The sequence below is a fragment of the Erythrobacter tepidarius genome, assembly GCF_002155695.1.
GTDB classification, from domain to species: Bacteria; Pseudomonadota; Alphaproteobacteria; order Sphingomonadales; family Sphingomonadaceae; genus Erythrobacter; species Erythrobacter tepidarius.
Map to the genome: position 1 here is coordinate 149,575 of NZ_MUYJ01000009.1, position 14,608 is coordinate 164,182.

Sequence of the window (14,608 nt, forward strand, 5' to 3'; positions counted from 1 at the left end):
CGCGCGGCTTTTTCGCCCCGGCTGATCTGCTTGCCCCTTTGCGGGGCGTTTCGCGCGCAAGGCCCAGGTGTCCGTCCGGCCTGCCTTGTTCATGTAAAACGTTGGAAATACGAAAAAACTTCCACATTCAGAAAGGTGACGCGGTGTCACCTTTGTCAACTTTGTCATTTTGTTGCGCGCAGACCAGAGCGGCTTTTCCGGCCCTAGCCGCCCACTTGCGCCCAGCCCACCCTGAGCACGCCGGTGCCGGGACGGATCGTGGTGGCGACGCCGGCCTCGCGCAGAATAGCGGCGGCGGCTTCGGCCTCGTCGGGATTGCCGGTGAGCACCACCCCGCGACCGAGGCGCGCGGCAGCCCAAGCGGTGAGTTCGAGCGCGCGCGTCCCTGCCTCGTCGGGCGCGCCGCCGGCAAAGGCGATCGCGGCCGGCAGCGCGGCTTCGGGCGGAATCAGCTCGATCGTCCAGTCCGGCTCGCTCGCCGCGATCCGCGCCTCGAGCGCGCGGTAGGTTGCCAGGCTCGCGCCATCGAGACGCTGCGCCCGCACCAGCGCGCGGCGGCGGGAGGGGTCGATCAGCACCTCGTCCTCGGCCACGCCCGCCGCCAGCGCCAGCCGCACAGCCAGTGCCTGAGCGCGCGAGGACGCCCGCGCCTCCTCGCGTTCGCGGGCGGCGGCAAGCTGGGCGCGCTCGGCAGCGGTGGCGCTGGTGCCGACCTCGTATTGCACCAGCTCGAGCGCGACCGGCTCGCCCAGCCGTTCGGACAGGGCGCGTTCGGCGGCGCGCTCGGCATCGGGACGCAGGGCAGGGGTGAACACCACCGCGCTCACCGCCACCGGGACGGCGGAAAAGTCGATCTCGAGCGCATCGAGCTGCGAGCCGTCAGCGAACTGGTCGCGCAACGCGCTCCTGACGATCCGCTGGGCGTTGGTTTCCCACGCGATCTGCTGGAGCGAATAGCCCAACGGCACCGCCAGCCCGATGAACACCGTCAGGAGCGCCACGTTCTGGAACATGGTGTTGCGCGCGCTCAACGAATTGGTGAAGCCGTAGAGCTTGGCCATGGCAAAGGCCGTGAGCGCGATCGTCAGCAGGTTGGTGACGAACAGCAGCAGCGCACCCGAGAACACCGTCCAGTTCCAGGTCGCAAGGCCGAAACCGACCGTCGCCAGCGGCGGCATAAGGGCGGTGGCGATGGCCACACCGACGATTGTGCCTTCGCGCCCGCGGATCATCGCATAGGCCCCGGCGAGCGCGGAAAACAGCGCGACGAACAGATCGAACAGGTTGGGCCGAGTGCGCGCGGCGATTTCGGAGGTGATCGTCTGGATTGGCGAGAGGAACACCAGCACCGCACACAGCACGATCGCCATCAGGCTGCCCGCCAGCAGGGTGCGCCCCGACTGCTTGAGCCAGTTCCAGTCGCCGATCGCCAAGGCAAAGCCCAGCCCCATGATCGGCCCCATCAAGGGCGACAGCAGCATCGCCCCGATCACCACCGCCGGGGAGGACAGCAGCAGGCCGAGAATCGCGATCCCGCCCGACATCGCGGTCATGAACAGATAGCGCTCGGACAATTCGCAGTCCTCGCGCCGCCGCGCGATCACTTCGGCCTGATCGACCTGCCCGATCACCCGCTCGTTCCACCAGGCTCTCAGGTCGGCGAGTGTTCGTGCGAGGTTGGCAGTCAAAGACGGCGGCGGAGATGCGGAGGTGTCGTTCATCCTGCCTGCCTAATCCGCCAGGCACGGGCTTGCCAAGCGCTTGCGCAGCAATGGACGAACACAGGCATGAGCAGTAGCGTGCCGCACGGGCTTGCAAGACGTGTTTTAGACTACTAATACAGTAGGCATTGCCGCGCGCTCCGGGGCGCGACATTTGAGGGAGCACGAGACAGGCATGAGCACCGAAACCACGACGGCGACCGCCACGGACTTCACGCTCACCCCGCCCGATCCGGTGCCGCAGGTCGCGCCGGAACAGGCTGCCGGCCTCGTGCCGGTTACCCCCGAGCAGAAGTCCAAGCTCGACGCCAAGGTCGATGCCTTTGTCAACGAACTGGTTGCGGTCGATGCCAATTCGCCGCAGTTCGGCGAGAAGGTGGATCAGATCACCCGCATGGGGCAGGAGCAGATCCGCGCCGCCGCGGCGATGTCTAACCGCTTTCTCGACCGTCCGGTGCGGGCGATGGATGCCGATGGCAGCGTGGGCAAGGATCTGGCCGAACTGCGCCGCACGGTCGAAGAACTCGATCCCGGCAGGCAGGGCAAGCTCTCGGGGCCGCGCAAGATCCTCGGGATCATTCCTTTCGGCAACAAGATCAAGAACTACTTTGACAGCTACACCTCGGCGCAGGGGCACATCGCCGCGATCCTCCAGCGGCTCGAAAGCGGCAAGAAGGAACTGCACCTCGATAACGCCGCGATCGATACCGAGCGCCAGAAGCTGTGGGCGGCGATGGGCGAGCTGGAGCAGATGATCCACATCGCCAAGCGATTGGACGAGCGGCTGGAGGCCAAGGCGCTCGAACTTGACAGCATCGATCCGGCCAAGGCCAAGGCCTTGCGGGAATCCGCGCTGTTCTATGTCCGCCAACGCACGCAGGATCTGCTGACCCAGATGGCGGTGAGCGTCCAGGGCTACCTCGCGCTCGATCTGGTCAAGAAGAATAATGTCGAACTGGTCAAGGGTGTCGAGCGTGCCAGCACCACCACCGTGGGCGCGCTGCGCACCGCGGTGACGGTCGCGCAGGCGATGACCAACCAGCGCCTCGTGCTCGGCCAGATCACCGCGCTCAACAAGACCACCAGCGACATCATCGATTCGACCAGCACGCTGCTGCGCGAACAGACCGCGCAGATCCACGAGCAGGCGGCATCGAGCACCATCCCGCTGGAGACGCTCCAGCGCGCCTTCCAGAACATCTACGACACGATGGACGAGGTCGACAATTTCAAGGTCCGCGCGCTGGAATCAATGAAGCAGACCGTCAATGTCCTCACCTCCGAGGTCGAAAAGTCCAAAGGCTACATCGCCCGGGCCGAAGGCCAGGCCCAGGCCCAAGCCAAGGTCGCCTCGCAAACCCCGTCGCTGCTGGCGCTGGACCGTTAGATGCCCGACAGCACCTGCGATTCGGAACGCATCCTGCGCGAGGCGAAAATCAGCCTCGCGATGCAGCGCGACGGCGGCACGCACCGGCTAGCGCGCGGCAGCATCGGGCGCGGATCAGCGGAACTGAAGCGGAAGAACCTCGTCAAGCGCGCGAAAGGTCTGGGCTTGACGCTGCTGGCGATCATGGCCGCGGCTATCGCGACGGGTTTGATCATCGACGGGATTGGCTTTGCCGGCGTGATGCTAACGGCTGCCGCGGTGATTGCCGCGGTGCTGTTCTTCGCCTTCGTGCCCAGGCCCAAGGTTCCGCGACGCGCCGAATTGAAGCTCGGCAATCCGCAGCAGATGGTCGCGCGCACCGAGCTGTGGCTCGAAGCCCAGCGCCCTGCGCTGCCCCCGCCGGCGCAGGTGATCGTCAATCAGCTTGGGGTGCAGCTCGACGCGCTCGGACTGCAACTCAAGGGTCTTGGCGACAACGAGCCGGCGCTGGCCGAGGTGCGCGAGCTGGTGGGCGAATACATCCCCGAGACGATCGACAATTACCGCAAGATCCCGGCGCATCTGCGCAGCGAGCAATATGCCGGCAAGACCGCGGACGAACGCCTGATCGAAAGCCTGACCAAGCTTTCGGGCGAGATCGACCGCGTGACCCGGCGCCTGGCCGAGGGCGCGCTCGATGATCTCGCGATCAAGAGCCGCTATCTCGAATACCGCTATGGCGGGGCCGAGGCGCTTCAAGGGGCGATGCCCGACACCGGCGTGCCGCTGCCCGATTTCTCGGCGATCCCCAGCAAGCAGGAGCGCTGAACCATGCGCGTCACCCTCCCCCACGATCTCACAAAGGAAGAGGTGCGCGCGCGGATGCACAAGCATGCCGACGAAATCGCGGATTTCTTCCCGCCCGGCTTGGCTAGGGTAACCACCGGCTGGCCTAACGAAAACCGCATGGACATAACCGCCGAAGTCATGGGCATGCGTATCCCCGGCGGGGTCGAGCTGCGGGATGGCGAAGTGGTGATCGAAATGCACCTGCCGATGCTGCTGTCAGTGATGAAAGGCCCGCTTGAGGCGGCCGTGAGGAAGGAAGGCGGGCGGCTGCTCGCGCCCTGATCGCCTTCCGCAACGCCTCGGTGCGGCTTGTCTGCAATTCTTTGCAGATTCTTTTGCCATCAGCGATTTGATCTGTCACAATCAGCTGACAAAGAATCGCGCCTAACTTGCTTTACGCGAAGGGCACACTAGTCAGACCGGCATTCTGCCCTCGCAGGGGTAGGGAAGGACAGGTCGCATGGCGGGGCAAGGGCATCAGCCGGCATCGGACGAGAGTCTGCGCAGCCATCTGCGCGCCGCGACCTTGGCCGCGCATGATCTGCTCGATCGCGCCATGCAGGCGGCGAGCGGGTGGCGCACGCGCGAGGATTACGCCCGGTTTCTCGAACTCCAGCACGCCGCCCGCGCCCCGCTCGAGGACTGGATCGATGCCCATGCGCCGGAGGATCTGCGCCCCCCGCGCCAGACCCGGTTGATTGCGCACGATCTGGCCGCGCTCGGCAAGGCGCCCCCCGCGCCAGCCCATCTGTTTTCGCTGGGCGAGGCTGGAACCGGCCATGCGCTCGGCGTTGCCTGGGTATTGGCCGGATCGGCGCTCGGCAACCGCAGCATCGCCCGGCAGGTGCGCCGGATCGGCGGCGGCGCATGGCCGATGGTCTTCCTCGGCGACGCGGCAATGCTCGGCTTCTGGCAGGCGCTGCGCGCGCGGATCGAACAGCCGACGCCGCCGGGCGAGGCCGAAGGCGCAACAGATGCGGCAATCGCAGTCTTCGCGCACTTCCTCGCCGTGGCCGAACAGGCCGAAGCACCAGAGACGGCGCTATGAACCTCCACCAGCGCGAGGATTCGCTGACCGAGTGCGACCGCGAGCCGATCCACCACATCGCTGCGGTGCAGCCCTTCGGCGGGCTGATCGCCATCGATGCGCAAGGCGCGCTCGCCCACGCCTCGGCCAATTGCGCCGAACTGCTTGGTCTTTCCGCGCTGCCCGAGCCGGGTACGCCGCTTTCGGCGATCATCGCCCCCGATGCCCTGGCGCTGATCGAGCAGGCGCGCGCCAGCCTCGCCGCAAGTGACCTTCCTGAACGCCGCTTTGGGCTGGATTTGGTCGGCAAGGGCACCCTGTTCGACTGCGCCATGCACCGCAGCGGTGCGCTCTTGGTGATCGAGTTCGAGCCGCATGCGCGCGCCGACTTCGCCGATCACGTGGCGATGATCGTGCCGGTCATCGCCAAGCTGGAATCCCTGTCCGATCCCCAGGAGCTATGCGAGACAGCCGCCAAGCTGGTACGCCAGATGCTCGGCTACGACCGGGTGATGATCTACCGCTTCCACCCCGACGACAGCGGCGAGGTGGTGGCAGAAGAGCGCGCCGAGGAGATGGAGCCCTTTCTCGGCCTGCGTTTCCCCGCTGCCGACATCCCGCGCCAAGCGCGCGAGCTGTTCCGCCGCAACCGCTTCCGGGTGATTGCCGACATGGATGCCCCGGCCGTGCCGATCATCCCCGCGCTCGGGCCGCAGGAAACGCCGCTCGACCTGTCGATGAGCATGCTGCGCGCCCATTCGCAGATGCATCTCGCTTACATGCGCAACATGGGGGTGGGCGCCTCGCTCGCTATCGCGATCGTGCGGCATGACCGATTGTGGGGCATGATCTCGTGCCACCACCGCAAGCCGCGTCTGCCGCCCTATTCGCTGCGTACCGTTGCCGAACTGCTCAGCCAGACCTTCTCGCTGATGCTCGACCGGATGCTGGTTGCCCGCTCCGAGGCCCTGCGCGAGCGGGCGCGCGATTTGAACGACCGGTTGCTCTTGCGGCTGGCGGGGGGATTGGCGCTTGCCGACAGTCTGCCGCTGATCGAACAGATACTGGTGCAAGCGGTTCCGCACGACGGGCTGTCGCTGCTGGCCGGGGGAGATTATCACGCCAGCGGTGCGGCCCCGGACGCGGCCGCCTTCCGCACCATCGCCCCGCTGCTCGCCAGCACGCTCGGCGGGACCACCCATGCCACCACCCGCCTCGCCGATGAGATCCCCGAGGCCGCCGCCTTCGCCGATGTGGCCACCGGCGCCCTGGTGCTGCCGCTGTCGCGCGGGGGCCGCGATTGCCTGGTGCTGTGGCGCCGCCCGCTCGACCGCACGATCACCTGGGCGGGTGATCCGGCCAAGGCCCGCGCCGCGCCCGGCCAACTGCTTCATCCGCGCGCCAGCTTTGCCGCCTGGACCGAGACCGTGCGCGGCCGCAGCGCCGAATGGACGCCCGAGGAATGCGAAATCGCCGCGCGCCTGCGCCGCACGCTGATGGAGGTGGTGCTGCGCATGAACGAGGACATCGCCCGCGAAAGCGCGCGCGCGGCGGAACAGCAGAATCTCGTCATCGCCGAACTCAATCACCGGGTGCGCAACATCTTCGGGCTGATCCGCGCGCTGGTGTCGCAGTCACAGCACGAGGCGCTTTCGGTGCCGGGCTTTGCCGCGATCCTCGGCGGGCGGATCGCAGCCCTTGCCGCCGCGCACGAGAACCTCACCCGCAAGAACTGGGGGCCTGCTTCGCTCAGGAACCTGCTCGAAACCGAGCTTGCGCCCTATTGCGGAAGCGATCGCGCACGCCTGCGGCTGGTGGGGGATGATGTGCTGCTCGGCCCGGAGGCCTATACCGTGCTGGCGCTGGTGGTGCATGAACTTGCGACCAATTCGGCCAAGTACGGCGCGCTCTCGGCACGGGCAGGCTCGCTCGAGATCCGGCTGGCGCGGACCGCTTTCGGCGATCTCGCGCTCGGCTGGCGCGAGGCAGGCGGACCGCCCGTGAGCGCGCCTGGGCGGCAGGGTTTCGGTTCGACGATCATCAGCCGCGCGGTGCCGCATGACCTTGGCGGCGAGGCCGATGTGCGCTTTCGGCTCGAAGGGCTGGAAGCCGATTTCCTGATCCCGCAGCGCCATCTCGCCAACGGGCAAGAGACATCCTCGGCACCGCTTGCCGCACCCCCCGCCACGCCGACCGCCACCCCGGCGCCCGCGTCCGGCAGCCTGCCGGCACGCGTGCTGTTGGTGGAGGACAGTGTCATCATCGCGCTCGATACCGAAGATAATCTCAAACGCCTCGGCGTGGCAGAAGTGCAGGTGGCAAGCAGCGTGGAGGGCGCTCTCGCCGCGATTGCCGAAAGCCCGCCCGATTTCGCGCTGATCGACTTCAACCTCGGCGGAGAAAGCTCCGAACCGATTGCCGAGGCGCTGCGGCTTGCGGGTGTACGCTTTGCGCTGGCGACAGGTTATGCCGAGGGCGTCAATGCCTTTGAACGGTTCGGTGCACAAGCGGTGCTGCGCAAGCCCTATGCCCTGGGCGATATCGAGCGGCTGTTCGGGGGTTAGAAGTCGCATCGGGCGTCAGCGCGACCGTTACGAAAAAGCACGCACCAGCAGCGTTACCTCGGCTGCGCTGAAATCGAGGCAGCCCAGCCCGCCGGCGACAAGGCACTCACCCGCGCCGACGCGGGCCGCACCGCTGTCCGTGACGACGGTGCCCGCCAGCGGCAGGACGAGCAGCGCAGCCTCGCCATAGGCAGCCTTGGTCGCTGCATCGGGCGCGCCTTCGATCCGGTCGAAACGGAACAGCGGACCCTCAACCAGCGTCGGCCCATCGCTCACCGATCGGCGATGCGCAAGGTCATAAGGCTCACCCCGCGCCACGGCCAGCGCGCGATCGAGATGCAGCTCGCGCGGGCGGCCATAGTCGTAGAGGCGGAAGGTGGTGTCCGAGTTCTGCTGCACCTCGACCAGCGCCAGCCCCGGGCCGATCGCATGGACCGTTCCGGCCGGCAGATAGAAAAGATCGCCCGCGCGCGCCGGGTGCCATTCGAGCAGCTGCTCGATCGTACCGTCCTGGGCCGCAGCGGCAATCTCGTCTGCCGAAACCGCGCGCCGGAAGCCGATCGCCAGCCGTGCGTCGGGTGCGGCATCGAGCACCAGCCAGCATTCCTCCTTGCCTGCCTCGCCCGGCAGCGCCTCGGCATCGGACGGATGCACCTGCACCGAGAGCTTTTCCGAGGTGAACAGGTATTTGACCAATAGTTGCGGCAGTTCGGGCGGCGGTTCGAACCAGATCTCCCCGATCCGCTCACCCGGCGGTGCGCGGAATGGCGCAGGCAGCGCGTCCCGGCCCCAGACCTTGGCGACCATGCGGGTAGGAAGCTGGCGGGCGAAGGTCATTGGTTCACCGCACCCGGCAGCTTGCCCACGCCTTGCGCACCCTCGCGAGTGGTGACGAGCACCTCGTTGCCGCAGACGATGATGCACACGTCCTCGAGCCCGACCGCCGAGATGCGCGGCCCGTCGGTGAACGCGAAGACACCCCTGCACGCGGCCAGATCGACCGTGCCGCGCCGCACGATATTACCCGCAGCATCGGCCTGATCGGCGAGGGCATCGGCGAGCGCGGCCCAATTGCCGATATCGGACCAGCCCATGCTGGCCGGCACCATCGCGGCGCGGGCGGTGTTTTCCATCACTGCATAATCGATCGATTCCCCGTCGATCGCAGCGAAAGGTTCGGCGGCCGGGTGGAAGCACAGGCCCTCGTTCCGCCCGCCGGCAACCGCCGCGGCTACAAGCTGCGCCATGGCAGGCCGGTAGGCGGCAAGTTCGGCCAGCAGATACCCGGAGCGGAAGGCGAAGATCCCCCCGTTCCAGCTGAAATTGCCGCTCGCAAGATAGGCTTGTGCGGTATCGAGATCGGGTTTTTCGACGAAGCGGCGCAGCACATAGCCGCCCGCCAGCGGCTCGCCCCTTTCGAGATAGCCGTAACCGGTCTCCGGCCGATCAGCCGCGATGCCAAAGGCGACGAGATAGTCCTGCCGCGCCAGTTCCGCCGCGGCGAGCGCGGCGCTGCGGAAGGCGGCGCTATCGGCAATGTGATGGTCGCTCGGGCACACCAGCATGATCGCGTCTTCGGGAAGGAGCGCGGCGGCAAGCGCGACCGCGGGGGCGGTGTTCTTCGCCGCCGGTTCCACCACCAGCCTGGCCCCTGGCCTATCGCCGAGCTGCAGCGCGATAAGTTCGGCATGGGCGGCGCCCGCCACCACCAGCGGCGGGGCGAAGCGATCATCCCCGGCCACCCGGCGCACTGCCTGTTCGAACAGGGTTTCCTCGCCCACCAGCGGCAGGAACGGCTTGGGCACCGCCTTGCGGCTGAGCGGCCAGAGACGCGTCCCGCTGCCGCCGCACAGGATGACCGGATGGATCGCTTTCACTCGAAAATTCCTTGTATTCCCTTGGGACTATAGCAGATGCCTGCCGCGAAACGAGTCACAAGGCGCACCCATTGGCGGCAATTGCCACCAGAGCGGAGCCATCGTCAGAACCAGCGCTGGCGCCAATAGAACGGCGCGGCAACCGGATTGCCTTCGCTGTCCATCGCGGGGCGGAATCCCAGCCGGCTTTCGACCAGCTGGCAGGTGATCCGGTCCGCCTCGGGATCGGGACTGGGCCGGTAGATCGTGCAGTCGTGCGCGCGCCCATCGGTGCCGACGGTGACGCGCACGATCACCTCGGTGCCGCGCCGCGCCCCGCGCCCGCCGGGCGGAACGGGAAAGTCGCGGGCATTGTCGATGCTGCCGGAAATGTGCACCGGCCTCGTCACCGCCACCCCGCCGCGCCCGCCGCCGCGATTGCCGCTGCCGGTGCCCAGCCCGCTGCCGGCTGCGCCCGTGCCGGCACCGGCCTCGGCGGCACCCGACTGACTGGCGGCGCCGGTCGATGAAGCACGCGGGCGCGGTTTATCCTCGCGCAGGTCGCGCGGCGGCTTGGGCTGCGTGACCGGTTGCGGCACCGCCTTCTTGCCCGGATCGCCCTGCGCGCCTTCATCCGGTTCGGGCTGATTCTCAGGCGGTGGGGGCGTGGGCGGAGCCGTAACCGTCACGGTAAAGGCAGAGACCACCTGCTCCTCGACCGAAGCGGTCAAGTCCGGCGCGAGCGCGAGCCCAAGGCCGTAGAGCAATGCCACATGCAGCACCGCGATGCCGACGAGCAGGGGCAGGCTGGGCCGCCGACGGCGGTGCTTGAATCCGCTTTGCCCCGTCGTTGCGCCCCTGGTGTCAACCACGATTGCCTCCATTCCGGGCGAGATTCCGCCGGAAACCCCTCGCGATTTCTTATAGCACGGCAGGGCATTTTTTGCGATGGAGCGCAAGGGATCGAGCGAGAGCAGCTCTCGATTGAAGGCTCCGGGGGTGCTGCGCCGGATGCCGCTGCCGATCCTGCCCTTTATGGCGGGATGCTCACCCCTGCGCGCCTGATAGAGAGGCTGGGGATCGCCTCCGGATCGCTCGACCGTCCGACGCTCTTGGCTTCTCTCGCCGGCGGCGCGGCCTATCTTGCCTGTGCCTGCCTGAGCCTGCTGCTCGCCCGCATCGGCGATACGGTGCTGCCGGTGTGGCTGCCCAATGCGCTGGCGGTGGTATGGCTGCTACACGCGCGGCTATCGCATGAATGGCTGTTCCTCGGCCTCGCCTTCCTCGCCGGCCTCGCCGCCAACCAATTCGCCCAACAGCCGTGGAGCGTGGCGCTGGTGTTCTCCTTCGCCAACGCGGTCGAGATCGCGGTCGTGCTGGTGCTGGCGCGGCAGGCGGGGGGCGGGCGCTGTGACATGACCAGGCTCAGTCATCTGGCCCGCTTCGTGTGGGCGGGCGGACTGGTGGGCCCCTTGGTTTCGGCGCTGATTGCGGCCACGGTCATGGGCCGCGATCTGGCCACTTTGCGCGAAGGGATCGTCACGTGGTTCCTGACTGACAGCATGGCGATGGTGCTGTTGGTGCCCTCAGGGCTGCTGCTGCTCGACCGTCTGAGCGGGCGGCTGCCGCCCGCGCCCGCGCGCCCGCTGGAAAGCACCGCATTGCTGATCGGCGGGATGACCGGCGCGCTGGTGGTGTTCAAGCAGGCGCATTTCCCGCTGATGTTCCTGATCCAGCCGATTACGCTCCTGCACGCTTTCCGGCTCGGCAGCCTCGGCACGGCCATGCACGTCACCGGCGTGGCGCTGGTCGCGGGTGCGATGACCTGGGCAGGCTTCGGCCCGATCGCCGCTGCATCGGACGCGGACATTGCCAAGCTGCACCTTTTGCAGGCCTTCATCGCCGCCAATTTCCTCACCGGCCTGCCTGTCGCGGCGATTCTCGCCGGGCGCGACCGGATGACCCGCGCGCTCCAAGCCGGCAAGCAACAGGTCGATCTGCTCGCTGACAACATCACCGATGCGGTGCTGCGCTATGATCTGACGGGAGTGTGCACCTATGCCTCGCCCTCGGTGCGCGAGGTGATGGGGGTGCCGCCCGAAGCCTTCGTCGGCCAGCCACTCACCGCCCGCCTGCATCCCGATGCGCATGACCGGGTAGTGCTGGCCTTCGGCCGCTTGCTCGACGGCACGTCAGACAAGGAGCGCGTGACCTACCGCCGCTTTCAGGACAACCCCGATGGCACCCCGGTGTTTCTCGAGGCCGACTGCGCGATCATCCGCAATCCGGCCACAGGGGAGCGCGAAGGCGAGGTGGTGGCCGCGCGCGACGTGACCGAGCGGGTCGAGCTCGAATTGCTGCTCACCCGCGCGCGCCGCCACGCCGAGAAGGCGGCGCGGGCCAAGAGCGAATTCCTCGCCAACATGAGCCACGAGATCCGCACGCCGATGAACGGGGTGTTGGGCTTCGCCGAGATGCTGCTGCAAGGCGAGCTTGATCCCGCGCAAAGGCGCCATGCCGAGATGATCGTGGAATCGGGCCGGTCGATGATGATGCTGCTCAATGATGTGCTCGATCTCAGCAAGATAGAGAGTGGGCAGTTCACCATCGATCACGCGCCGGTCGATCTGCATGCAACCTTGTCGGAATGCGCCGCCCTGCACCGGCAGACCGCAGAGAAGAAGGGCCTCACGCTCGAATTCGCCGGGGATGTCGAACCGGAACACCGGCCCTGGTTGATCACCGACGGGTTGCGGCTGCGCCAGATCGTGCTCAACCTGCTCAGCAATGCGGTCAAGTTCACCGAAGCGGGGACGATCCGGCTGGAATGGCAGCTGCGCGAAAACGAGGTGCGGATCGCCGTTTCCGACACCGGGATCGGGATCAGCAAGGGGCGGCTGGAGACGATCTTCCAGCCCTTCATTCAGGGCGACAGCAGCACGGCGCGCCGCTTCGGCGGAACCGGACTCGGGCTGTCGATCAGTCGCCAGCTGGCCGGACTGCTGGGCGGGCGGATCGAGGTCGAAAGCCATCCGGGCCAAGGTTCGCGCTTCACGCTGCTGCTGCCCGCGCGCCTCACCTCGCCCGAGCGCGCCGCGCCCGAAGCCGCACCGGCCGATCCAGGCGATCTGCCGCGTGCCTCGCGCATCCTGCTGGTCGAGGATCACGACATCAACCGCGAGCTGATGACCGGGATGCTCGAACGCTGCGGGCAGGAGGTGGCGGTCGCGCATGACGGGAACGAGGCGATCGCGATGGTAATCGATGCCGCGATCCGTAACCGGCTCTATGACCTGGTGCTGATGGACGTGCAGATGCCGGGCTGTGACGGCTATGCCGCCACCCGCGCGATCCGGGCCGAAGGCATCGGTCCGGACCTGCTGCCGGTGATCGCGCTGACGGCCAATGCCTTTTCCGAGGACATCGCCGCCGCTCGTGCGGCGGGGATGCAGGCGCACCTTGCCAAGCCCGTCGCGCTGGGCGATCTGGTGCGGGTGCTCCAGCGCTGGCTGCCAACCCGGATCGTCGAGAATGCAGGCGCAGTGCCGGTGGCTTCAGCGGGCAAGACAGTCTCCCCCCGGCTGGTGGCGCGCTGGGAAGCGCGACGGCACGAGGCCGTCGAAGCGGTGCGCAGCGCCTTGTGCAATGGGACGCTCGCCGCGCCGGGCACGGCGTCAGGCGCGGTCGGAGAGATTGCGAGGCTGCTCCACAAGCTTGCCGGAACCGCCGCAATGTTCGGCGAACCGGACCTCGGCATCGCAGCCGCCGCGCTCGAACGGGCGCTGGCGAAAGCGAGCGCAGGAGAGAATGCGGATACGACCTGCATCACTCTCGCGCGCGAGCTGCTGGCCTTGGCCGATCGACCCGTTCAGGCACCCCGACGCAAGCTCGGCGGCACCGCCGGCTAGGACGGCGACGCAAAAGGGCGGCCCGTTGCCGGGCCGCCCTCTCGATTGTCAGAATCCTTGTATTGATCAGAAGGCGACACGCACCCCGAAGCGCACGCCCCACAGCGAACCGTTGATCTGCGTCGCCTCGATCGGGGAGCGGAAGTTCGAGTAGCGGTATTGCGCGCAAGGCTGACCGGGGTTCGTCGCCGGCGTACCGCCAGGGGTCTGGAGGCACGTCACATTGACCAGCGGCGCCGTGTAAGGGAAGCCAACCTGACGGATGGTGCCCCAGTCGCTGTCGATGAGGTTGAGCACGTTCTCGACATCGGCCAGCAGTTCCAGCTTGCCGCCGAACACGAAGGGCACTTCCTGCCGCACCGACAGGTCGAGCTTGTGCACCCACGGGGTCTTGCCGATGTTCTTCGGCGCGATCTCTCCCTGGTAGTCGGCCAGCTCCGAGTTCTGCACGAAGGCCTGGAATGCTTCGAAAGTGGCCTGCGAGTCGTAGGTGGACACCTCGAAAAACCCTCGCCTTTGATGCGCTGATCTGATTCACTCTGCGCTGCGATGAGCGGAGGCGATGATGGTTGGTCAGCCGGGTTTCTTTGATTTGTCGGATCGGTATGCGGCGTTGAGCGCGGCGGGCGATCCGCTGGAGCGGTTGGCGGGGGTGGTGGATTTTGAAGTGTTCCGCGGGCCGCTGATCGTGGCGCTGAGGCGGAGCGATCGTGGCAAAGGCGGCCGGCCGCCGTTCGATCCGGTGATGATGTTCAAGATCCTGGTGCTGCAGGCGCTCTACTCGCTCTCGGACGAGGCGGCAGAGTTCCAGATCAAGGACCGGCTCTCGTTCCAGCGGTTCCTGGGGTTAGGGCTCGATGGCAAGGTGCCTGATGCCACCACGGTGTGGCTGTTTCGTGAGCAGCTTGTGAAGGCCAAGGCGATCGACAAGCTCTTTGCGCGCTTCGATGCCGTGCTGACCGATCGCGGCTATCTGGCGATGGGCGGGCAGATCATCGATGCGACCGTGGTGCCGGCGCCCAGGCAGCGCAATAGCGATGAGGAAAAGGCCGCGATAAAGGAGGGCAAGATCCCGGAGCGCTGGAAGGAGAAGCCCGCCAGGATCCGCCAGAAGGACCGCGATGCGCGCTGGACGGTCAAATACTCCAAGGCGAAGGTGAAGGAGGGTGCTGATCCTGCGGCGTTCAAGCCGGTCGATCTTGCCATCCCGATGTTCGGCTACAAGAACCACATCGGCATCGACCGGGCGCATGGGCTGATCAGGACCTGGGATGCCAGCGCGGCCAACGCCCATGACGGGGCGCGGCTGCCAGACCT

At 67.1% G+C, this 14,608-nt stretch carries 12 protein-coding genes; 7 read left to right on the forward strand and 5 right to left on the reverse strand.

Annotated features, from left to right (window positions below; all coding sequences use genetic code 11):
• Positions 1-203: 203 nt before the first annotated feature.
• A complete protein-coding gene (locus BZF61_RS10590; protein ID WP_086619119.1) occupies positions 204-1,721 on the reverse strand; it encodes a TIGR00341 family protein in 1,518 nt (505 codons plus the stop codon).
• Positions 1,722-1,896: 175 nt separating this feature from the next.
• On the opposite strand from BZF61_RS10590, the gene BZF61_RS10595 reads away from it, so the two are divergent.
• The 5 genes from BZF61_RS10595 to BZF61_RS10615 all read left to right on the forward strand — a co-directional run bounded on the left by BZF61_RS10595 (position 1,897) and on the right by BZF61_RS10615 (position 7,527).
• Complete coding sequence (locus tag BZF61_RS10595; RefSeq protein WP_086619120.1) at positions 1,897-3,108, forward strand: toxic anion resistance protein; 1,212 nt, start codon at positions 1,897-1,899, stop codon at positions 3,106-3,108.
• Complete coding sequence (locus BZF61_RS10600; RefSeq protein WP_086619122.1) at positions 3,109-3,915, forward strand: hypothetical protein; 807 nt, start codon at positions 3,109-3,111, stop codon at positions 3,913-3,915.
• 3 nt (positions 3,916-3,918) lie between these two features.
• Positions 3,919-4,218, forward strand: a complete 300-nt coding sequence (locus BZF61_RS10605; RefSeq protein ID WP_086619124.1) for a polyhydroxyalkanoic acid system family protein — start codon at positions 3,919-3,921, stop codon at positions 4,216-4,218.
• 178 nt (positions 4,219-4,396) lie between these two features.
• Positions 4,397-4,984, forward strand: a complete 588-nt coding sequence (locus tag BZF61_RS10610) for a biliverdin-producing heme oxygenase (protein WP_086619125.1) — start codon at positions 4,397-4,399, stop codon at positions 4,982-4,984.
• Positions 4,981-7,527: an HWE histidine kinase domain-containing protein gene (locus BZF61_RS10615; RefSeq protein WP_086619126.1), complete on the forward strand. Its 2,547-nt coding sequence runs from the start codon at positions 4,981-4,983 to the stop codon at positions 7,525-7,527. The genes BZF61_RS10610 and BZF61_RS10615 overlap by 4 nt, the downstream gene beginning before the upstream one ends.
• Before the next feature lie 27 nt (positions 7,528-7,554).
• Here the strand turns inward: BZF61_RS10615 and BZF61_RS10620 are convergent, their stop codons facing one another.
• The 3 genes from BZF61_RS10620 to BZF61_RS10630 form a co-directional block, all read right to left on the reverse strand.
• The gene (locus tag BZF61_RS10620) at positions 7,555-8,364 is read right to left on the reverse strand and encodes a class I mannose-6-phosphate isomerase (RefSeq protein ID WP_245804588.1); all 810 of its coding nucleotides are present in this window, start codon (positions 8,362-8,364) and stop codon (positions 7,555-7,557) included.
• Positions 8,361-9,404 (reverse strand): mannose-1-phosphate guanylyltransferase, encoded by a 1,044-nt coding sequence (locus BZF61_RS10625; RefSeq protein ID WP_086619128.1) that lies wholly within the window; start codon positions 9,402-9,404, stop codon positions 8,361-8,363. Before BZF61_RS10625 ends, BZF61_RS10620 begins: the two co-directional genes overlap by 4 nt.
• 104 nt (positions 9,405-9,508) lie before the next feature.
• Entirely contained in the window at positions 9,509-10,255 is a 747-nt protein-coding gene (locus BZF61_RS10630) for an energy transducer TonB (RefSeq protein WP_245804589.1), read from the reverse strand.
• A gap of 171 nt (positions 10,256-10,426) precedes the next feature.
• On the opposite strand from BZF61_RS10630, the gene BZF61_RS10635 reads away from it, so the two are divergent.
• Positions 10,427-13,291 (forward strand): ATP-binding protein, encoded by a 2,865-nt coding sequence (locus tag BZF61_RS10635; RefSeq protein ID WP_158094092.1) that lies wholly within the window; start codon positions 10,427-10,429, stop codon positions 13,289-13,291.
• Between the two features lie 66 nt (positions 13,292-13,357).
• On the opposite strand, the gene BZF61_RS10640 is transcribed toward BZF61_RS10635, so the two are convergent.
• Complete coding sequence (locus tag BZF61_RS10640) at positions 13,358-13,789, reverse strand: hypothetical protein (protein ID WP_086619131.1); 432 nt, start codon at positions 13,787-13,789, stop codon at positions 13,358-13,360.
• Between the two features lie 67 nt (positions 13,790-13,856).
• On the opposite strand from BZF61_RS10640, the gene BZF61_RS10645 reads away from it, so the two are divergent.
• A partial coding sequence (locus BZF61_RS10645) for an IS5 family transposase (protein WP_086616887.1) occupies positions 13,857-14,608 on the forward strand: 752 nt, incomplete at its 3' end.